Annotated in this window: 15 protein-coding genes, 3 tRNA genes and 1 other annotated feature; of the genes, 15 read left to right on the top strand and 3 right to left on the bottom strand. The window is 37.5% G+C overall.

Annotation, left to right across the window (positions count from 1 at the left end; all coding sequences use genetic code 11):
* Positions 1-50 precede the first annotated feature (50 nt).
* On the bottom strand, positions 51-1904 hold the full coding sequence (gene typA, locus PF272_RS09035) for a translational GTPase TypA (RefSeq protein WP_271142489.1): 1854 nt from the start codon (positions 1902-1904) through the stop codon (positions 51-53).
* A 316-nt stretch (positions 1905-2220) separates the two neighbouring features.
* Here typA and glnA point away from each other — a divergent pair, with 316 nt between their 5' ends.
* From glnA to pdxR, 11 genes are all read left to right on the top strand, one after another.
* Positions 2221-3642: a glutamate--ammonia ligase gene (gene glnA, locus PF272_RS09030; RefSeq protein WP_065233926.1), complete on the top strand. Its 1422-nt coding sequence runs from the start codon at positions 2221-2223 to the stop codon at positions 3640-3642.
* A 148-nt stretch (positions 3643-3790) separates the two neighbouring features.
* Positions 3791-4438 carry a glutaredoxin 2 gene (gene grxB / locus PF272_RS09025; RefSeq protein ID WP_271142522.1) on the top strand — a complete coding sequence of 216 codons (648 nt, stop codon included), beginning with the start codon at positions 3791-3793 and terminating at the stop codon, positions 4436-4438.
* Between the two features lie 142 nt (positions 4439-4580).
* Positions 4581-4701, top strand: a sequence feature (His leader region).
* Positions 4702-4725: 24 nt separating this feature from the next.
* Positions 4726-5796, top strand: a complete 1071-nt coding sequence (gene hisC / locus PF272_RS09020; protein ID WP_271142488.1) for a histidinol-phosphate transaminase — start codon at positions 4726-4728, stop codon at positions 5794-5796.
* A gap of 1 nt (position 5797) precedes the next feature.
* Positions 5798-6892: a bifunctional histidinol-phosphatase/imidazoleglycerol-phosphate dehydratase HisB gene (gene hisB / locus PF272_RS09015; protein ID WP_065239495.1), complete on the top strand. Its 1095-nt coding sequence runs from the start codon at positions 5798-5800 to the stop codon at positions 6890-6892.
* A 111-nt stretch (positions 6893-7003) separates the two neighbouring features.
* Positions 7004-7597, top strand: coding sequence for an imidazole glycerol phosphate synthase subunit HisH (gene hisH, locus PF272_RS09010; protein WP_271142487.1), 594 nt, complete (start codon positions 7004-7006; stop codon positions 7595-7597).
* Between the two features lie 20 nt (positions 7598-7617).
* A complete protein-coding gene (gene hisA, locus PF272_RS09005) occupies positions 7618-8364 on the top strand; it encodes a 1-(5-phosphoribosyl)-5-[(5-phosphoribosylamino)methylideneamino]imidazole-4-carboxamide isomerase (RefSeq protein ID WP_271142486.1) in 747 nt (248 codons plus the stop codon).
* Positions 8346-9119 (top strand): imidazole glycerol phosphate synthase subunit HisF, encoded by a 774-nt coding sequence (gene hisF, locus PF272_RS09000; protein ID WP_271142485.1) that lies wholly within the window; start codon positions 8346-8348, stop codon positions 9117-9119. Before hisA ends, hisF begins: the two co-directional genes overlap by 19 nt.
* A gap of 24 nt (positions 9120-9143) precedes the next feature.
* Complete coding sequence (hisIE, locus tag PF272_RS08995) at positions 9144-9746, top strand: bifunctional phosphoribosyl-AMP cyclohydrolase/phosphoribosyl-ATP diphosphatase HisIE (RefSeq protein ID WP_271142521.1); 603 nt, start codon at positions 9144-9146, stop codon at positions 9744-9746.
* Between the two features lie 282 nt (positions 9747-10028).
* Positions 10029-14495, top strand: a complete 4467-nt coding sequence (gene gltB / locus PF272_RS08990) for a glutamate synthase large subunit (protein WP_271142484.1) — start codon at positions 10029-10031, stop codon at positions 14493-14495.
* 63 nt (positions 14496-14558) lie between these two features.
* A complete protein-coding gene (locus PF272_RS08985) occupies positions 14559-15986 on the top strand; it encodes an FAD-dependent oxidoreductase (RefSeq protein ID WP_065239460.1) in 1428 nt (475 codons plus the stop codon).
* Between the two features lie 103 nt (positions 15987-16089).
* Positions 16090-17517 (top strand): MocR-like pyridoxine biosynthesis transcription factor PdxR, encoded by a 1428-nt coding sequence (gene pdxR / locus PF272_RS08980; protein ID WP_271142483.1) that lies wholly within the window; start codon positions 16090-16092, stop codon positions 17515-17517.
* Between the two features lie 22 nt (positions 17518-17539).
* On the opposite strand, the gene PF272_RS08975 is transcribed toward pdxR, so the two are convergent.
* Both PF272_RS08975 and hemL read right to left on the bottom strand, forming a co-directional pair.
* Entirely contained in the window at positions 17540-18928 is a 1389-nt protein-coding gene (locus PF272_RS08975; RefSeq protein ID WP_271142482.1) for a DegQ family serine endoprotease, read from the bottom strand.
* Between the two features lie 183 nt (positions 18929-19111).
* Positions 19112-20398, bottom strand: coding sequence for a glutamate-1-semialdehyde 2,1-aminomutase (gene hemL / locus PF272_RS08970; RefSeq protein ID WP_271142481.1), 1287 nt, complete (start codon positions 20396-20398; stop codon positions 19112-19114).
* A gap of 164 nt (positions 20399-20562) precedes the next feature.
* On the opposite strand from hemL, the gene wecA reads away from it, so the two are divergent.
* The 4 genes from wecA to PF272_RS08950 all read left to right on the top strand — a co-directional run bounded on the left by wecA (position 20563) and on the right by PF272_RS08950 (position 22129).
* Positions 20563-21639 (top strand): UDP-N-acetylglucosamine--undecaprenyl-phosphate N-acetylglucosaminephosphotransferase, encoded by a 1077-nt coding sequence (gene wecA, locus PF272_RS08965; protein WP_065234499.1) that lies wholly within the window; start codon positions 20563-20565, stop codon positions 21637-21639.
* A gap of 201 nt (positions 21640-21840) precedes the next feature.
* Positions 21841-21917: transfer RNA gene (locus PF272_RS08960), tRNA-Arg, on the top strand.
* 50 nt (positions 21918-21967) lie between these two features.
* A tRNA-His gene (locus PF272_RS08955) sits at positions 21968-22043 on the top strand.
* A 9-nt stretch (positions 22044-22052) separates the two neighbouring features.
* Positions 22053-22129 (top strand) — tRNA-Pro (locus tag PF272_RS08950).
* Positions 22130-22136: the final 7 nt, after the last annotated feature.

The raw sequence follows: 22136 nt of genomic DNA, 5'->3' as shown, positions 1-22136 counted from the left end.
AAAAAACTCCCTCTATTCTAGGCGAAATAGAGGGAGGAGAAAATCAGAATTTAACGTGTACTGGTACTAGTCGTTGTACGATTAGCACGTTTACGCTCAACTTCTGTTAAGTATTTCTTACGAATACGGATTGAAGCTGGTGTAACTTCGACTAATTCATCATCATCAATAAATTCTAATGCTTGTTCTAGTGTGAAACGTACTGGTGGAACTAATACAACAGCTTCGTCTTTTCCAGCTGCACGCATATTGGTTAATTTCTTACCTTGTAAACAGTTTACAGTTAAGTCATTAGAACGGCTATGAATACCAATAACTTGCCCTTCATAAACTTCAGCACCATGGTCAATCATTAATTTACCACGATCTTGTAAACCGAATAGTGCATAAGCGAGTGCTTTACCAGTTGCGTTTGAGATTAATACCCCATTTTGACGTTGGCCAATTTCGCCTGGTCTAACATCGTCATAATGGCTGAAACTTGAGTAGAGTAAGCCAGTACCTGAGGTCATTGTCATAAATTCATTACGGAAACCAATTAGACCACGGCTTGGAATAATGTATTCTAAGCGAGTACGACCTTTACCGTCTGGCACCATATCGCGTACTTCACCTTTACGAATACCTAATGCTTCCATTACCGCACCTTGATGTTGTTCTTCAATATCAATGGTAACTTGTTCAAATGGTTCTTGTTTACGACCATCAATTTGGCGGAAAATAACTTTCGGGCGAGAAACCGCTAATTCATATCCCTCACGACGCATATTTTCAATTAACACAGAAAGATGTAATTCACCACGACCAGAAACACGGAAAGCATCTGGGTCTTCGGTTTCTTCAACACGTAATGCAACGTTATGAACTAATTCTTTATTTAAACGTTCAAGAATTTGGCGAGAGGTGACATATTTACCTTCACGGCCACAGAATGGTGAAGTATTAACGCAGAAGAACATGGTTACAGTTGGCTCATCAACCGTTAATGCTGGTAAGGCTTCAACGTTATTTACATCACAGATAGTATCGGAGATATTTAATTCACCTAAACCAGTTAATGCAATAATGTCACCTGCATTCGCGATATCTTCTTCATAACGTTGTAAACCAAGGTGACCTAATACTTGACCAACACGTGCATTGCGGGTCTTATCTTCACTGTCAATAATAACAACGGCTTGATTTGGTTTTACTGAACCACGTTTAATTCGACCAATACCAATGACACCAACATAGCTGTTGTAATCTAATTGAGAAATTTGCATTTGGAATGGTTTATCTAATTCTACTTTTGGCGGTTCAACATATTTCACGATAGCTTCAAATAATGGGGTCATATCATCAGCTAACTCTTCATGTTCTAAACCAGCAACACCATTTAATGCTGAAGCATAAATAATCGGGAAGTCGAGTTGTTCATCGGTTGCACCAAGATTCACAAAAAGATCAAATACTTGATCAACAACCCAATCTGGTCTTGCGCCTGGGCGATCGACTTTATTGATAACAACAATTGGTTTTAAACCATGAGCAAACGCTTTTTGGGTAACGAAACGAGTTTGTGGCATTGGACCATCAAACGCATCAACTAATAGAAGAACGCTATCTACCATTGATAATACACGTTCTACTTCACCACCAAAATCGGCGTGTCCCGGTGTATCAACAATATTAATCCGATAATCATTCCAGTTAATCGCGGTATTCTTTGCCAAAATGGTGATACCGCGTTCTTTTTCTAAAGCATTAGAGTCCATTACACGTTCATCTGTATCACCAGTGCGCGAGGCTTCTAATGTACCTGATTGTTGGAGTAGTTTATCAACAAGCGTAGTTTTACCGTGGTCAACGTGCGCAATGATCGCAATATTACGCAACTTACTAATATCTAAATCGTTTTTCATGTGAAAATTATCTTCGTTTATTCGGGTTGTAGTATTTTGAAATAGTTTGGCTTTCGTTATACTGAATACTGCTTGTTGCCTTATAGAAAGCCCAACGTTAACAGCATAACGGGTGAAAAGGTGGCAAATTATACTGCGTTTTAATACAGACGGCTATTAAATAATGTAGGTACCTATTTTTTGTTTTTAGATATTTTTTTGAAAAAAACAAAAAAATCTATTTTATTTTTAATAAAAATAGGATATTGTTTATCTGAATTCAAAAAAACAACATTATCTTTATAAATTAACTACTCCAAAATTAAGAGGATTGATTATGGCAAACACACAAGCAATTGATAAAGTTTTCGAACTTATTGAAGAACACGGTATCCGTTTTGTTGATCTTCGTTTTACTGATATTAGAGGTAAAGAACAACACGTTTCTGTACCAGTAAGTGCAGTAGATGAAGATTTCTTTGAAGACGGTAAAATGTTTGATGGTTCTTCTATCGCAGGTTGGAAAACAATTAACAAATCAGACATGGTTTTAATGCCAATCCCTGAAAGCGCATTGGTCGATCCATTCTTCAGCGTACCAACATTGTCAATTCGTTGTAATGTTTATGAACCAACTACTATGCAAGGTTATGATCGTGACCCACGTTCAATTGCAATCCGTGCAGAAGAATATCTAAAAGCATCTGGTATTGCTGACAGTGTATTAGTTGGTCCAGAACCAGAATTCTTCTTGTTTGATGATGTACGTTTCAAAACTGGTATGTCTGGTTCTTTCTATCAAATTGATGATATTGAAGCGAGCTGGAATACAGATAAAGAATATGAAGGTGGTAACAAAGGACACCGTCCTGCAACCAAAGGCGGTTATTTCCCAGTTCCTCCAGTCGATTCATCACAAGATTTACGTTCTGAAATGTGTTTAGTAATGGAAGATATGGGCCTTGTGATTGAAGCACACCACCATGAAGTGGCAACTGCTGGTCAAAACGAAATTGCTTGCCGTTTTAACACATTAACTTTAAAAGCGGATGAAACTCAAATTTATAAATATGTAGTACATAACGTTGCGTTTGAACATGGTAAAACAGCGTGCTTTATGCCAAAACCATTATTCGGTGATAACGGTTCAGGTATGCACTGCCACATCTCTTTAGGTAAAGATGGTGTGAACTTATTCGCAGGTGATAAATATGCTGGATTATCTGAATTATCACTTTACTTCATCGGTGGGGTAATTAAACACGCTAAAGCGTTGAATGCGTTTACTAACCCAACAACTAACTCTTATAAACGTTTAGTACCAGGATATGAAGCACCGGTATTATTAGCTTACTCAGCAAGTAACCGTTCTGCATCAATTCGTATCCCAACTGTATCTAGCCCGAAAGCACGTCGTATTGAAGTGCGTTTCCCAGATCCAGGTGCGAACCCATACTTAGCATTTTCTGCACTTCTCATGGCAGGTTTAGACGGTATTATCAATAAGATTCACCCAGGTGATGCAATGGATAAAAACCTCTATGACTTACCGCCTGAAGAGTTAAAAGAGATCCCAACAGTAGCAGGTTCATTAGATGAAGCACTTGCAGCATTAGCCGCAGATCACGAATTCTTAACTCGTGGCGGTGTATTCAGCAATGATTTCATCGAAGCATACATTGAATTGAAAAACAAAGAAGTTGATCGTGTACGCTTATTACCACACCCAGCAGAGTTTGAATTATATTACTCACTCTAATAGGTTGGTTTAACAAATAAATTGAAAAGACCTCATAGGGTAAAACTTATGGGGTTTTTTATTTGTGATAATGGCAAGTACGAAACTTGATCAAATGAGTATTTTATTGAAGAATAGTGATGGATTTAACTCAAATGGGGAGCAAATGATGAGACTTTATACTTATGAACATTGTCCATATTGCGTGCGTGCAAGAATGATTTTTGGACTCAAAAATATTCCAGTTGATGTGATTGTATTAGCCAATCATCACGATGAAACACCAATGAAATTAGTAGGTAAAAAAGTCGTTCCCATCTTAGCAGATAGTGAAGGCATGGTAATGCCAGAAAGCCTAGATATTGTACGTTATGTGGATAAAAAGTTTGGTGAACCTTGCTTAAAAGAGTTATTGCGTGAAGAAGTTGATCAATGGTTGAAGAAGGTTTCAAGTTACCATAATCATTTGGTTTTACCACGTTTTACGCAAATTGGCTTAAAAGAGTTTGAAATGCCTGAGTCAGTAGAGTATTTCACGATGAAAAAAAGTAAGGTAATTGGTAGTTTTGCTGAAAACCTTGCACAAACACCAGAGTATCTCGCTAGAATTAATCAAGATCTTTTAGAGTTAAATGATTTGATTGTGAGTCCAAAAGCGAGTTCGGGTGAATTAGCTATTGAAGATATTGTGTTATTCCCAATTTTGCGTAATTTAACGATTGTTAAAGGAATTGAATTTCCAAATAAAGTTGCAGCTTATGTACAGAAAATGTCATTAATGACTGGAGTGGAGCTTTATACAGATCGGGCGGTGTGATAGAAAAATTTGCGTTTTATTGTAATTAAAAAATTTCCCGAGAAAAGCTATTGCATTTTTTTGTGTAATCCAGTAGTGTAACTAGCAGTTTTTATATTAAGGATAAACAAATGAATTTTACTCGAATTGCTCATCATCACCATCATCACCATCATCAACCTGATTAATCTTTCAGGCGATGGTGCGTGGAAGATTAACTGATCTTCCGAGCATTCGACAACAATCACAATCCTCTCGGAAGACAATTTCGAGAGGATTTTTTATTATTACAGATAGGAAAAAATAGTATGAGCATAACACAACTTTCACGTAAAAATATTCAAGCATTGACCCCTTATCAATCTGCACGCCGTTTAGGTGGAAAAGGCGATGTTTGGTTAAATGCTAATGAATATCCTGTTTCTCCCGATTTCTCTTTAATTAGTAAAAATTTTAATCGTTATCCAGAAGCACAACCACAAGCAGTTATTCAAGGTTATGCCAATTATGCAGGGGTATTACCAGAGAATGTATTAGTAAGTCGTGGTGGAGATGAAAGTATCGAATTGATTATTCGAGCTTTTTGTGAACCAGAACAAGATGCAATTTTATATTGCCCGCCAACTTATGGTATGTATTCAGTCAGTGCGGAAACCTGCGGAATTAATTGTAAAAAAGCACCACTAACAGACGATTTTCAATTAAATCTAGTGGAAATTGAACGCCAATTAGATGGTGTAAAAGTGGTGTTTGTATGTAGTCCAAATAATCCAACAGGAAATCTAGTAAATCGCCAAGATTTAATCGCATTATTAGAGATGACCAAAGGACGAGCAATCGTTGTTGTTGATGAAGCTTATATTGAGTTTTGTCCAAGTGCAACGATGGTGACAGAATTAAAAAATTATCCTCATTTAGCGATTATCCGTACCTTGTCTAAAGCTTTTGCTTTAGCGGGATTACGTTGTGGCTTTACATTAGCCAATGCAGAATTAATTGCAGTATTACAAAAAGTTATTGCTCCTTATCCATTGCCAACGCCAGTGGCAGATATTGCAGCACAAGCGTTGTCAGCTGAAGGTTTGGCAATGATGAAACAACGTGTTGAAGATGTGCTTGCTAATCGTAGTTGGTTAATTACTCAATTAAAACAATGTCCTTTAGTGGAAAATGTCTATACAAGCGAAGCGAATTATTTGTTATTTAAAGCAAAAAATGGACAAAAACTATTCCAATTTTTATGGGATAACGGCATTATTTTGCGTAATCAAAATAGCCAATTAAGACTAGAAAATTGTATTCGGATTACTATTGGTACGAAAGAAGAAAACCAACGTACTATGCAAGCAATTAACCAATTTACACAACAAGGAAACTAATATGCAAAAACAAAATGTTCTTTTTATTGATCGTGATGGCACTCTCATTGACGAACCAAAAACAGATTTCCAAATTGATAGTTTAGAAAAACTTAAATTAGAACCGAACGTTATTCCGGCGCTATTAACTTTACAGCAAGCTGGTTACCGTTTAGTGATGGTGAGTAACCAAGATGGTCTAGGAACAGACTCATTCCCGCAAGCAGATTTCGATAAACCACATAATGCGATGATGCAAATTTTTAATTCGCAGGGTATTCAGTTTGATGATGTTTTAATTTGTCCACATAAACCAGAAGATGGTTGTGAATGTCGTAAGCCAAAATTAGGGTTGTTGAAAAAATATACGAAGAAAGGTGCTTTGGATAAGCAACATAGCTACGTGATTGGTGATCGAGCAACTGATATGCAATTAGCTGAAAATTTAGGGGTTACAGGCTTACAGTATCATCCGAAAAAATTAACTTGGGATCTGATTGTTGAGAAAATTCTGGCGAAGAATACTACACCTGAAGGACATTCACCACGCCATGCTGTGGTAACACGTACAACCAAAGAAACAGATATTAAAGTTGAAGTTTGGTTAGATGAACAAGGTATTAATCAAATTAATACGGGGGTAGGATTTTTTGATCATATGTTGGATCAAATTGCTACACATGGTGGTTTCCGTATGAATGTTGAAGTGAAAGGGGATTTACACATTGATGATCACCATACAGTTGAGGATACTGCTCTAGCTTTAGGAGAAGCCTTGAAACAAGCATTAGGTAATAAACGAGGCATTGCTCGTTTTGGTTTTGTATTACCTATGGATGAGTGCAAAGCAGAATGCGCCTTAGATTTATCAGGTCGCCCATATCTTAAATTTAAAGCGAAATTTGGACGTGACAAAGTGGGGGATTTTAGTACAGAAATGGTTGAACATTTCTTTATGTCACTGACTTATGCGTTAGCTTGTACCTTACATTTAAAAGTAAAAGGCTCAAATACACATCATCAAGTTGAAGCAATTTTTAAATGCTTTGGGCGAACACTGCGTCAAGCGATTCGTATTGAAGGTAATGAATTACCGAGTAGTAAAGGGGTACTGTAATATTGTTCAAGAAAGTTATTTAGTTCTTCTGTAGAAGATCTAGATTAAGTAATAAAAATACTGAAGTTTTGAACAAAGAATAAATCAATAGAAAAATAAACAGGAATTAGAATGACGAAAATCATTATTATTGATACAGGGTGTGCCAATCTTTCATCGGTAAAATTTGCGATTGATCGATTAGGTTATCAAGCTGAAATCAGCAGAGATTTAACCCAAATTCAACAAGCAGATAAATTATTATTGCCGGGAGTGGGGACTGCAAATGCTGCAATGAATAATTTACAACAGCGTAATCTAATCAATACTATTCAACAATTAACACAGCCTGTATTAGGTATCTGTCTTGGGATGCAGTTAATGACACAATTTTCTCAAGAGGGTAATTTATCGACTTTAGGTTTAATTGATGGTCAAACAGAGAAGTTACCAGAAGCAGGGTTGCCGTTACCACATATGGGGTGGAATCAGGTGAATTTTGTAGAGGATCAACCCTTATTTGCGGATATTCCTAACGGCAGTTATTTCTATTTTGTGCATAGTTTTGCGGTATTACCAAATCAGCACACGATTGCTACTTGCGATTATGGTGTCCCATTTTCAGCAGCATTGAATAATGGCAATTTTTATGGTGTACAGTTCCATCCGGAACGTTCAGGTAAGGTTGGTGCACAGTTATTACGTAATTTTATTGAAAAACTATAAGGTAAAAGGCAAGGTTACTTATGACAAAATCTATCATTATCCCTGCATTAGATTTGATTAATGGTCAAGTTGTACGTTTACATCAAGGGGATTATGCAAAACAAACAACTTATAGTGATAATCCGATTGAGCAGTTTGCTGATTATGTGGCACAAGGCGCAGAACAGTTACATTTGGTGGATTTAACAGGAGCAAAAGATCCGAATGCTCGCCAAACAGCGTTAATTGGTAAAATTATTGCTGCAACAGATTGTCCAGTACAAGTTGGTGGTGGTATTCGTAGTGAACAAGATGTTGCTGATTTACTGAATGTTGGTGCAAGTCGAGTTGTCATTGGTTCGACTGCAATTAAACAACCAGAAATGGTAAAAGCCTGGTTTAAGCAATATGGTGCCGAAAAATTTGTGTTGGCATTAGATATTAATATTGTTGATGGTAAAAAACTGATTGCAATTCATGGTTGGCAAGAAACCAGCAGCTTGACATTAGAACAAGTGATTGACGATTTTGCACAAGTAGGATTACAACACGTTTTATGCACGGATATTTCAAAAGATGGTACGTTAGCTGGTTCTAATGTTGCCCTTTATCGTGAAATTTGTCAGAAATATCCAACTATTCAATTCCAATCTTCTGGTGGTATTGGATCATTATCTGATATTGAAGCGCTCAAAGGTTCGGGGGTGGCAGGGGTGATTGTTGGTCGTGCTTTATTAGAAGGAAAATTTACAGTAGCGGAGGCAATCGAATGTTGGCAAAACGGATAATTCCTTGTTTAGATGTACGTGATGGACAAGTTGTGAAAGGGGTGCAATTCCGTAATCATGAAATTATTGGTGATATTGTGCCACTTGCAAAACGTTATGCAGAAGAGGGGGCTGATGAACTGGTATTTTATGATATTACCGCATCTTCTGATGGACGTACGGTGGATAAAAGCTGGGTAGAACGTGTTGCACAAGTAATTGATATTCCTTTTTGTGTAGCAGGAGGGATTAAAACAATCGAAGATGCAGAACAAATTTTTGCGTTTGGGGCGGATAAAATTTCAATCAATTCCCCTGCCTTAGCTAATCCTGATCTGATCAATCAATTAGTAGATCGTTTTGGTGTACAGGCGATTGTCGTGGGGATTGATAGCTGGTTTGAACAGGAAACAGGAAAATATTGGGTAAATCAATATACCGGTGATGAGAAACGTACTCGCCAAACGAATTGGCAAACAATAGATTGGGTACAAGAAGTACAAAAACGTGGTGCAGGTGAAATTGTACTTAATATGATGAACCAAGATGGCGTGCGTAATGGTTATGACTTAGTGCAACTGAAAAAAGTACGTGCTGTATGTCAAGTGCCACTAATTGCTTCAGGTGGTGCAGGGGAGATGATACATTTCCGTGATGCCTTTATTGAAGCAAATGTAGATGGGGCTTTAGCCGCGAGTGTTTTCCATAAGCAGATTATTAATATTGGTGAATTAAAACAGTATTTAAAACATGAAAATATTGCAATTAGATGTTAGGTAGTGATTATGTTAGAAAAACAAATGATTGAAACAATTAACTGGGAAAAAGTGGATGGCTTATTGCCAGTAATTGTGCAAAATGCAGATACTTGTGAAGTATTGATGTTGGGTTATATGAACCAAGAGGCGTTAGCAAAAACATTGACAGAGAAGAAAGTGACTTTCTTTTCACGGACTAAGCAACGTTTATGGACAAAAGGTGAAACCTCAGGAAATTTCTTGAATGTAGTAGATTACACATTAGATTGTGATAAAGATACTTTGCTAATTTTAGCTAATCCTGTTGGTGCAACTTGTCATGAAGGAACAGATAGCTGTTTTTCTGCAATTTCGGAAACACCAAATTGGATCTTTTTCAGTAAATTAGAAAAATTATTAAATGAGCGGAAAAATGCAGATCCAGCAAGTTCTTATACAGCTTCTTTGTATGTAAGAGGAACAAAACGCATTGCACAAAAAGTAGGTGAAGAAGGTGTAGAAACAGCGTTAGCGGCTACGGTAAAAGATCGTGAAGAAACTATCTGTGAAGCAGCAGATTTAGCCTACCATTTAACGGTATTACTACAAGATGCGAATTTAACGTGGGCGGATGTGATCGCTAAATTAAAAGAACGTCATCAGTAATATCATCAGTCTGGAAACCTCATACTTAACAAAAGTATGAGGTTTTCTTTTTTGGGAAACCACAATATTTTTATTAAATTTGAGAATTATTCTCATCTAAATATAAGCAGATTTATTGATAGATGTATAAGAAAAAAAGAGAAAAATCATATAAGGATTAATAAAAAAACAAAAATAGTAAAATCTATCAAAAAGGCTTTGACTAATATTTGCCTTTTTTGGTATGTTCAAATTCTTCTAATAAATAATAAAACAATAAACACAACATTTAAGGAATCTATTATGCTTTATAACAAAGATGAGGTTCGGGAGAACTGTGGCTTTGGCTTAATTGCACATCTTGAAGGTGAGCAGAGCCATAAAGTTGTGCGTACAGCCATTTTAGGATTATCAAGAATGCAGCACCGTGGCGCTGTATTATCAGATGGTAAAACGGGAGATGGATGTGGATTACACTTACAAATGCCAAAACGTTTTTTCCATTTTATTGCTGAAGAGCAAGGATTTAAGCTCAATAAAAACTTTGGGGTTGGACAAATCTTTTTCCCAACAGATCCTGAATTAATTGAACAATATAGTGCGATCATTAAGGAAGAGTTAACTAAAGAAACGCTAACGATTACAGCATGGCGTGATGTAGCAATTAATCCTTCTGTATTGGGATCTATCGCCGCAGCAAGTTTACCTGCTATTAAACAAGTCTTTGTGAATGTGCCTGCTGGTTGGGGAATTAAAGATATGGAACGTCGCTTATTTATGGCACGTCGTCGTATCGAAAATCGTATTGATCACCCTGATTTTTATATTTGTAGTTTTTCTAGCCAAATTATTATCTATAAAGGATTATGTATTCCAAAAGATTTGCCTAAGTTCTATTTGGATTTAGCCGATTTACGTATGGAAAGTGGAATTTGTCTATTCCATCAACGTTTTTCTACCAATACATTGCCAAAATGGAAATTAGCTCAGCCATTCCGTTACTTAGCGCATAACGGTGAAATTAATACAATTTCAGGTAACCGTGCATGGGCAAGAGCGCGTGCTTATAAATATCACACACCTCTCATTCCAGACTTACAAACAATCGCACCATTTGTTAATGAAACAGGTTCTGACTCTAGTTCATTAGATAATATGTTAGAGTTGTTTGTAAATGGCGGAATGGACTTATTCCGAGCAATGCGTTTACTTATTCCACCTGCATGGCAACATAATCCAGATATGGATGATGATCTTCGTGCATTCTATGATTTTAACTCAATGCATATGGAGCCATGGGATGGGCCAGCAGGTATCGTGTTAAGTGATGGTCGTCATGTAGCGTGTAACTTAGACCGTAATGGTTTACGTCCAGCACGTTACGTAATTACTCAAGATAAATTAATTACGATTGCCAGTGAAGTGGGGATCTGGGATTACGCACCTGATGAAGTGATTGAAAAAGGGCGTATTGGACCAGGGGAATTGTTAGTTATTGATACAGAACAAGGCAAATTAATTCACTCACAAGAAATTGATAAAGAATTAAAAGAACGTCACCCATATCGTGAATGGTTAAATCGTAATGTTCATTGTTTGATTCCATTTGAAAATATTCCTGATGATAAGATTGGGCAAGCTGAGTTTGATGCGCAACAATTATTAACTTACCAAAAACAATTTGCATACGATAAAGAAGAGCTAGAAAGTTTAATTCGTGTATTAGGTGAAAATGGTCAAGAAGCTGTTGGCTCAATGGGGGATGATACACCATTTGCTGTATTATCTACTCGTCCACGTGTGATTTATGATTATTTCCGCCAATACTTTGCTCAAGTGACAAACCCACCAATTGACCCATTACGTGAAGCGCATGTAATGAGTTTAAATACCAGTATTGGGCAAGAAATGAGTGTGTTCTTTGAAACTGAAGGGATGTCACATCGGGTTAATTTTAAATCTCCAGTCTTGCTCTATTCAGATATGCAGCAATTACTCGCATTACCACAAGAATACTATAAACATGAAATTCTTGATGCGACTTACAACCCAGAAGAGATGGGGTTAAAACAAGCGATTGAAAATTTAGCGAAGCAAGCAGAAGAGGCAGCACGTCAAGGTGCAGTATTAGTTGTATTATCTGATCGTCAAATTTCAGCAAAACGCGTACCAATTCCTGCTGCGTTATCAGTTGGGGCGGTACAACAACGATTAGTTGAGAAAAACTTACGTTGTGATTCCAATATTATTGTAGAAACAGGTTCAGCACGTAATCCGCACCACTTTGCGGTATTGTTGGGATTAGGTGCAACCGCAGTTTACCCATATCTTGCTTATGAAAGTTTAAGTGAAATGGTGGCAAGTGGTGCAATTACTAAACCATTACGCACTGTATTACTGAATTTCCGTAAAGGTATTGATAAAGGGTTATACAAAATTATTTCTAAGATGGGGATTTCAACAATTTCCTCTTATCGTTGTGCTCATTTATTTGAGGCAGTTGGATTTAACCGTGAAATTGTAGAACTTTGTTTTAAACGTATTACTTGCCGTATTGAAGGCGCATCATTTGCCGATTTAGATCAAGATATGCAGGATTTACAACGTCAGGCATGGCGAGCAAGTCAAGCGTTACCAACCGGTGGTTTGTTAAAATATAAGCCAGATGGTGAATATCATGCCTATAACCCAGATGTTGTGAACTATTTACAACAAGCGGTAAATAGTGGTGATTATCAGATCTATCAAAAATATGCGGATACTGTGAATAACCGTCCAATTGCGACTATTCGTGATATGTTGAAATTAAACATTGACGAAAGTAAAGCGATTACATTGGATAAAGTTGAGCCAGCAGAAAATCTTTATAAACGTTTTGATACGGCAGCAATGAGTATCGGTGCATTAAGTCCAGAAGCTCACGAAGCATTAGCCACAGCGATGAATCGTTTGGGAGGATACTCAAACTCAGGTGAGGGTGGGGAAGATCCACGTCGTTATGGTACAGAGCGTGTTTCTCGAATTAAACAAGTTGCATCAGGTCGTTTTGGGGTAACACCAGCTTATTTAATGAGTGCTGATGTGATCCAAATTAAAGTGGCACAAGGGGCAAAACCGGGTGAGGGTGGTCAATTACCAGGTGATAAAGTAACGCCATATATTGCTCAATTACGTTATGCTGTGCCGGGTTCAACCTTGATTTCTCCACCACCACATCATGATATTTATTCGATCGAAGATTTGGCACAATTAATTTTTGATTTGAAACAGATCAATCCAAAAGCGTTAATTTCTGTGAAATTAGTTTCTTTACCGGGAGTAGGAACTATCGCAACAGGTGTTGCAAAAGCGTATGCAGATTTAATTACGATTGCTGGTTACGATGGTGGTACAGGTGCTAGCCCTTTATCCAGTGTGAAATATGCAGGTTCTCCATGGGAATTAGGGTTAGCAGAAGCACAACAAGCTTTAGTTGAAAATAATCTTCGTCATAAAGTGCGTTTACAAGTCGATGGTGGATTAAAAACAGGCTTAGATGTGATTAAAGCGGCTATTTTAGGTGCAGAAAGCTTTGGTTTCGGTACAGGGCCAATGATTGCATTAGGTTGCCGTTACTTAAGAATTTGTCACCTTAATAACTGTGCGACCGGTATTGCAACACAAGATGAAAAACTCAGAAATGAGCATTATCATGGCTTACCAGAAAAAGCGATGAATTACTTTAAATTTATTGCTCAAGACGTGCGTGAGTGGTTAGCAAAATTGGGTGTAGAAAAATTAACAGATTTAATTGGACGTACCGATTTGTTGAGTGTGATTGAAGGACAAACTGCAAAACAACGTGGTTTAGATCTAACAAAATTACTTTATGCACCACAAGTGCCGGCGGGTAGTGCAAGATATTGCACCCAAAGCAATCCGCCAATGGATCAAGGCTTATTGAATAAAGCGATTTTGAAAGAAGTTGGCGATGCGTTTGATTACAACGATGAACAACACCTTGACTTAACCTTTGATGTGAATAATACCGATCGTTCTGTGGGGGCAACACTTTCAGGAATGATCGCCAATAAATATGGCAATAATGGTCATGCACGTAAGAAAGTAGATATTCGCTTAAATGGTACTGTGGGACAAAGTTTTGGTGTTTGGTTAGCCGGTGGCGTTAGCCTATATCTCACAGGTGATGCAAATGACTATGTGGGTAAAGGTATGGCTGGCGGTAAAATTGTGATTCGTCCACATACTGGGGTAAGTTTCCAACCAGAATTTTCAACGATTGCAGGTAATACTTGTCTTTATGGTGCAACGGGAGGAAATCTTTTTGCATCAGGTAGAGTTGGTGAGCGTTTTGCAGTACGTAACTCAGGTGCAACCGCGGTTGTTGAAGGTATTGGTGATAACGGTTGTGAATATATGACTGGCGGTGTGGTTTGTGTACTCGGTAAAACTGGCATTAACTTTGGTGCTGGTATGACGGGAGGATTTGCTTATGTTCTTGATACTGATGGAAAATTCTGTAGCCGAATTAATCCAGAGTTAGTAGAAGGGTTAGCAATTACCGATTTACCAACCCACCAAGAACATTTACGTGGTTTATTAACACGTCATTATGAGGAAACTCATAGTCCTTTAGCAGAACGTATTTTGCATAATTGGGCTGATTACGCAGATAAATTTGTGTTAGTGAAGCCAAAAGCAAATGATCTAAATGCGTTACTAGGACATCAACGTCGTACCGTAAATGAACTAGGTGTGGTAACCCAATAATTTTCCATCGCCTTAATCTTAATGGTTAAGGCGAATATTAAGATAAATAAAAGGAAAACGAACATGAGCCAGCAAGGAAATATATATCAATTTATAGATTTGCCGAGAATTGATCCTCAGAAAAAATCACTTGAGCAACGGAAAACTAAATTTATTGAAATTTACCAAATTTTTGATGAAACCCAAGCGAAAGCACAAGCTGATCGTTGTTTAGCGTGTGGCAATCCTTATTGTCAGCACCGTTGTCCACTACACAATAATATTCCAGATTGGTTAAAGTTAACTTATGAAGGAAGAATTATTGAGGCAGCAGAATTAGCCCATGAAACAAATACTTTACCAGAAGTTTGTGGTCGAGTTTGTCCGCAAGATCGTTTATGTGAAGGATCTTGTACATTAAATGCGGAGTTTGGGGCAGTTACGATTGGTAATATTGAAAAGTATATTACTGAAACCGCTTTTGAAATGGGATGGCGTCCAAAAGTTAAAGATGTGCCTCATTCAGGAAAACGCGTTGCCGTGATTGGAGCTGGTCCAGCAGGATTAGGCTGTGCAGAATTTTTAATCCGCAATGGTGTTGCAGTGACAGTTTATGAACGTCAAGCAGAAATCGGAGGATTACTTACTTACGGTATCCCAGCATTTAAGTTAGAAAAAGATGTAATGAGTCGCCGTCGTGAAATTTTTACTGAAATGGGCATTGAGTTTAAATTAGGCGTAACGATTGGTGAAGATGTTCAATTATCAGAATTAGTGGAACAATATGATGCGGTATTCCTTGGGGTAGGAACTTATCAAGGGATGAAAGCGGATATTCCAAATGAAGATGCGGAAGGAGTACATTCAGCGTTACCATTCTTAATTGCAAATACTCAACAGTTACTAGGACAAAATCCAGCAAATTATGTGTCGATGGCTGGAAAACGCGTTGTTGTACTTGGTGGTGGTGATACAGCTATGGACTGTGTTCGTACCTCAGTACGTCAACAAGCCGCAGAAGTGACTTGTGTGTATCGCCGCGATCAAGCCAATATGCCAGGTAGTAGAAAAGAGTTTGTTAATGCGAAAGAAGAAGGGGTGAAATTCCAATTTAATGCTCAACCTGTTGCTATTGAGGCAGAGCCTATCGCAGTAGTAACAGAGCAAGGTCACGTAACTGGAATTAAAGTGGTTGAAACAACGATGGGTGAGCCAGATCAAAATGGTCGCCGTAGAGCAGAAATTGTAGAGGGTAGCGAACGAGTTATTCCTTGTGATGCAATTATTGTCGCATTCGGGTTTGCACCACATGCTATGCCATTCTTAGCAGATATTGGTGTAACAACAGATAACCGCGGTCGTATTGAAGTAAAAGGTAACTTTAAGCAACAAACTGCAAACCCTAAAGTTTTTGCTGGTGGTGATGTGACCAGAGGATCTGATTTAGTGGTGACTGCTATTGCAGAAGGGCGAGATGCGGCGAAGAGTATCTTAGATTACTTAAATGTTTAAATTATGATTTAATAAACAATCTGAAGAGTTGGTTTCTTAGTCGATGCCAACTCTTTTTATTTCTTATTCGTTACGTTTCTAGAGAAATCATTCTTATAACTCAATGAAATATTTAGCATATCAACTTGATAAATCATCAGCTCAACCGCTTTATTTACAACTTTATCAACAAATTAAAGATGCCATTCATCAAGGGAAACTGGTACAAGGAGAAGTCCTGCCCTCTAAAAGACAATTATGTGAATATTTAAAAATTAGTCAAAATACAGTAGAAAATTGTTATTCCCAATTATTGGCAGAAGGTTATATAGAGTCAAAGCCTCGAGTGGGATATTTTGTGACAACACAATTATTACCCATCAATGTATCGATTAACCAAATAAGTCATCAATCAATTCGTGAGCAGCAAATGAGTTGGCGTTATGACTTTAATCCGAATGTTATCGATGAACGGCAATTCCCATTTGATAAATGGAAAAAAATCCAGAAACACTTTTTTACTCGACAATATGCTTATTTATTAAGTTTAGGCGATAAACAAGGTGAGCTTAATTTACGACAACAGATAGCAGAATATTTGCGTTCTGCTCGAGGTGTGGAATGTTCAGCAGAACAGATCGTGATTAATGCAGGTGTAGAACTCTGTCTTATTCAATTAATGTTGTTATGGCAACACCGTTATCCGAATCAACAAGCACAATATGCGATGGAGGAATTTGGCTATCCAGTAGTAGAAAAACTATGGCAAAGCTATGCTCATCAGGTTTTGAAATTGCCGATTGATAATCAAACGTTAAAAGTAGATCTAACAGTCTTATCGGAACATGATATTGATCTATTGTATATTACACCTTCACATCAATATCCATTTGCAAGTGTATTAAGTGTTAATGAGCGACAACAATTATTATCTTGGGCAAGCCAGAAAACGGGGAGATATTTAATTGAAGATGATTACGATAGTGAGTTTCGCTATCAAGGTAAACCTATTCCTGCATTAAAAAGCTTGGATCAACACGATAAAGTTATTTATCTAGGATCATTTTCTAAATTAATGATGCCGTCTATTCGTATCTCTTTTATGGTGTTACCTGAGTCTTTATTGCATAGTTATCGACAAGCCATTAATTTTTTTAATCCATCTGTATCTCGTCTGGATCAAAATGTTTTGGCTGATTTTATGGCTCAAGGGCAGTTTGAGAAACATATTAATCGGATGCGAAAACATTATCGACGTAAAATGGACGTGTTGTGCCAATATTTAAAACAGTATGCTGGGAAAATACGCTTTTTTGGTGAAAGTTCAGGATTTTATCTATTAATAGAATTGCTTGATGAATCTAGGAGTATTGGAGAACTTACTGAGTTAGCAACACAGCAGCAAATAAAAGTGTATCCAATTCATTTTTATCACCGCCGTTTATTTGTTTTAGGGTTTGGTAATTTCACGGAAAAGGAATTGCTGGAAGGAATCGAAGCATTATGTCAATGCTGGCAAAATAAAAAAGCCTACTCAGTAGGAACTGAATAGGCTTGGTTCGTTAAGGAGAATATTAACGAATGAATAGGTAGAAGTTATTGTTGCCACGAACGATATTTAACGCTACCGCAGATGGTTTGCTATCTAGGATTTTACGTAATTCACCAAGATTATTAATCTTATGACGGTTAATACCAACGATGACATCGCCTTTCTTCAAGCCAAGCTGTTCTGCTTTAGAGTTTTGCTTAACTTCAGCAATGACAACACCTTTTAGATCTTTTTCATTGTAATTTTTTAAGTCTGCACCATCTAATCCAGGGATTACAGTATTACCACTTGCTGTAGTTTCGTTATCAGCTTGCAGTTTCACTTTTACAGTATTTGATTTTCCATCACGCAAATAGGTGATTTCCATTTCTTTTCCTGCACCTGTGGTTGCAATTTTGGCACGTAATTCAGAGAAACTATTAATCGTTTGGTCATTTAAACCAGTAATAATATCGCCTGCTTTTAAGCCAGCTTTTGCAGCCGCAGAATCAGGTAATACTTCGCTAACAAAAGCACCTTTTTGTGCTTTGACATCAAAGGCTTGAGCAAGATCAGCATTGAGTTCACCACCTTTAATACCTAATACACCACGTTTTACTTGACCAAATTCGATAATTTGCTGTGCTAAACTATTTGCCATATTGCTCGGGATAGCAAATGCAATACCAACATTACCACCACTTGGGGCGATAATTGCCGTATTAATACCGACTAACTCACCTTTGAGATTTAATAATGGACCGCCAGAATTACCACGGTTTACTGCAGCATCGGTCTGAATATAATTTTGGTAACTATCTGTACCATCATCAGCAGAACGACCTAAAGCAGAAATAATTCCTGAAGTAACAGTTTGCCCTAAACCAAAAGGATTACCAACTGCCATTACAAAATCACCAACTTGTACTTTATCTGAGTCAGCCATCTTGATTTGAGTTAAATCTTTAGCATTTTCTAATTTTAATAAAGCAACATCTGACATAGCGTCATTACCTAATAGTTTTGCTTTATATTCTCTGCCATCATTTAATGTTACGGTAATCTTATCCGCACCATCTACAACATGGTTATTGGTCAAAACATAGCCTTTATCAGCGTTAATAATGACACCCGATCCTAAACCTTTAAATTGACGAGGTGTACGTCCGCCGAATTGATCACCGAAGAAAAATTGAAATTCTGGTGGCAAATCAGCAAAAGGATTATTGGATGCTGAATCTTCGCTGGTGCCTTCTACAGAAATAGTGACTACGGCAGGTAATACTTGTTGAATAACCGGTGCTAAGCTTGGCGTAGCATTAGCGGTATTTTCTAAAAGAGGTACTGGGACATTAGCTTGGCTAGGTAATGAAGCACAAAGTACACTTAATCCCAAAGCAATACTTGTTAATACAAATTTTTTCTTTGTCATATAAACATCCCTAATGAATAAAAGTAATTTCTTACGAAATAATTTTCGCGACGATTAAGACAACAAAGTAAGAAAGAATGTTCCCAAAATAAGGTGTGTTTAGCCAAAAAATAAGCAAATTACCGTATTTGGGGTAAAGAAAACGGCATATTATTAAGTATGCCGTATCTTGATAAAGAGTGATTAAGCCTTTAATGCTTGGAAGGCAACATCTGCAGCTTTGAGGGTATTTTGAATATCTTCATCAGTATGAGCTAGTGACATAAAACCAGCTTCAAAGGCTGATGGAGCAAGATAGACACCTTGTGATAACATATGATGGAAGAAAGTTTTAAAACGCTCAATATTGCAATTCATCACATCAGCATAGCTTTCGACCGTTTCACTTTCAGTGAAGAAAATTCCAAACATACCACCAACATAATTGACAACAAATGGAATATGGTGTTTTTCAGCAAGTGTTTTTAAGCCTTCAGCTAATGTTTTTGTTTTTGTCGCTAATAAGGCTTCATTTCCTGGTTTAGCTAGCTCTGTGAGGCAAGCAATACCTGCTGCCATAGCAATTGGGTTGCCGGATAAAGTACCAGCTTGATACACTGGGCCAGTAGGAGCAATGTATTGCATGATCTCTTTTTTACCACCAAATGCACCAACAGGCATACCACCACCAATAATTTTACCTAAGCAAGTAAGATCAGGCTGTACACCATAATAAGATTGTGCACCAGCTAGTGCAACACGGAATCCTGTCATAACTTCATCAATAATGAGTAATGCATTATATTGATCACATAATTGGCGAAGCCCTTGTAAAAAGCCTGGTTTTGGCGGTACGCAGTTCATATTTCCAGCAACGGGTTCAACAATGATACAAGCGATCTCATCTGGATAGCGTTTAAAGGTTTCTTCAACAGAATGAAGATCATTATAAGTGCAGGTTAGGGTATGTTTAGCAAAATCAGCAGGCACACCAGGTGAGCTAGGTTGGCCTAATGTTAATGCACCAGATCCAGCTTTAACTAATAAAGAATCGGCATGTCCATGATAGCATCCTTCAAATTTAATGATTTTATCTCTTTTGGTATAACCGCGAGCAAGACGAATCGCAGACATAGTTGCTTCTGTACCAGAATTAACCATTCTGACCATTTCAATGGAAGGAACAAGTTTACATACTAACTCAGCAAGTTTAATTTCTAGTTCAGTTGGGGCACCGAAACTTAATCCATTTTGTGCAGTTTCAATAACAGCATTTAAAATAGTAGGATGATTGTGACCTAGTACCATTGGCCCCCAAGATCCTACATAGTCAATATATTGTTTTCCCTCTTCATCATAGAGATAAGCACCTTGAGCTTTATGAATAAAAACAGGTGTACTACCTACACCATTAAAGGCTCTTACGGGTGAATTAACACCGCCAGGAATGACTTTTTGTGCTTGTGCAAATAATGTAGTTGAAGATGTCATAATTTATTTTTCTCATGATTGTTTAAAAGTGCTCAGTATTGTACTTGAAATCAAGAAATAATGAAAAAAAACAAATGTATTAGAGATTACTTTATGCTATTCTCTGCAACCATTCCAGCCCAATATATCAATGTCACAACACGTATTTAAGGGGTGTTTTTTATATGTGGTTGAGTTTTCTATTAACGTTTTTAAGCTCATTTCTTGCATTAATTTTAATGCGTCCAGTTGCAGTCAAAATTGGTCTTGTAGATAAACCAAATTATCGTAAGCGTCATCAAGGATTAATTCCATTAATTGGTGGGATTGCACTTTTTATTAGTAATGCGTGTTATTACTTCCTTGAATGGCACGATATGCGATTGCCTTATCTCTATCTAACCTGTGTGACAATTTTATTGATAATCGGTGTATTAGATGATCGCTTTGACCTTAGTCCATTCTTACGCGCGATTGTGCAGGCGGCATTAGCGTTATCTATGATTTATATTGGTGATCTCTCGCTCAATAATCTTGGTGAAATTATTGGCCCATTCCAAGTAACATTAGGTACTGCGGGTGTTGTGATTACAGTATTTGCAACAATTGCTATTGTTAATGCATTTAATATGATTGATGGTATTGATGGGTTGCTAGGTGGATTATCAAGTGTATCCTTTGCAGCGATTGGTATCCTGTTAATGTTGGATGGACAAGTTGATTTGGGAGCATGGTGCTTTGCTCTAATTCTTTGCCTTATTCCTTATATTCTGTTTAATCTCTCAATCTTTGGGGTGAAGAATAAAGTCTTTATGGGGGACTCTGGAAGTACGTTGATCGGTTTTACAATGATCTGGATTTTACTACTAAGTACCCAAGGCCAGGGGCACCCAATTAAACCGATTACTGCATTATGGTTAATTGCAATTCCGTTGATTGATATGATTTGTGTGGTGATTCGTCGTTTAAAGAAAAAGAAAAGTCCTTTCAGACCAGATCGCTTACACGTACACCATTTAATGGTCAGAGCAGGGTTAACCTCGAGACAAGCATTTTTAGCAATTACTTTGATGGCAGCTATCTGTGCTGGATTTGGAATATTAGGCGAGATTTATTATGTAAATGAATGGCTAATGTTCTTTGGATTTATTGCGCTAATTTTCTTATATGGCTATTCAATTACAAGAGCATGGCGCGTAACCCGCTTTATTCGTCGTATTCAACGCCGTTGGCGTAAAGCGAAAGGTGTTATCATCAAATAAAAATGACCGAATAAGGATAAATTTGTGCTGTATTAATTTAAGAATTGCACCATTAAAGTTCATAATTGAACATTAATTAGTAGAAAAACGACTAAAAAATATTAATAAAGCACAAATTATCGACAAACAAAAAAAATATGAAAAAAAAACTAGACAGCCAAAATGAAAGTCATTAATATACGCCCCGCAACGACGCGATGAGCGCTCGTAGCTCAGTTGGATAGAGCGTTGGCCTCCGGAGCCAAAGGTCTCAGGTTCGAATCCTGTCGAGCGCGCCAGCTCGGTAGATTTGCTAAGGTAACGCAATATCAAACAAAATTTTTCAATGGTGGCTATAGCTCAGTTGGTAGAGCCCCGGATTGTGATTCCGGTTGTCGTGAGTTCGAGTCTCATTAGCCACCCCATTATTCTGACGGCGAGTAGCGCAGTTTGGTAGCGCAACTGGTTTGGGACCAGTGGGTCGTAGGTTCAAATCCTATCTCGCCGACCATTTTTTT

The organism is Gallibacterium faecale, from assembly GCF_027920745.1.
GTDB lineage: Bacteria > Pseudomonadota > Gammaproteobacteria > Enterobacterales > Pasteurellaceae > Gallibacterium > Gallibacterium faecale.
Note: the sequence above shows the minus strand (reverse complement) of the source record. Positions and strands in the feature narration are given on the sequence as shown.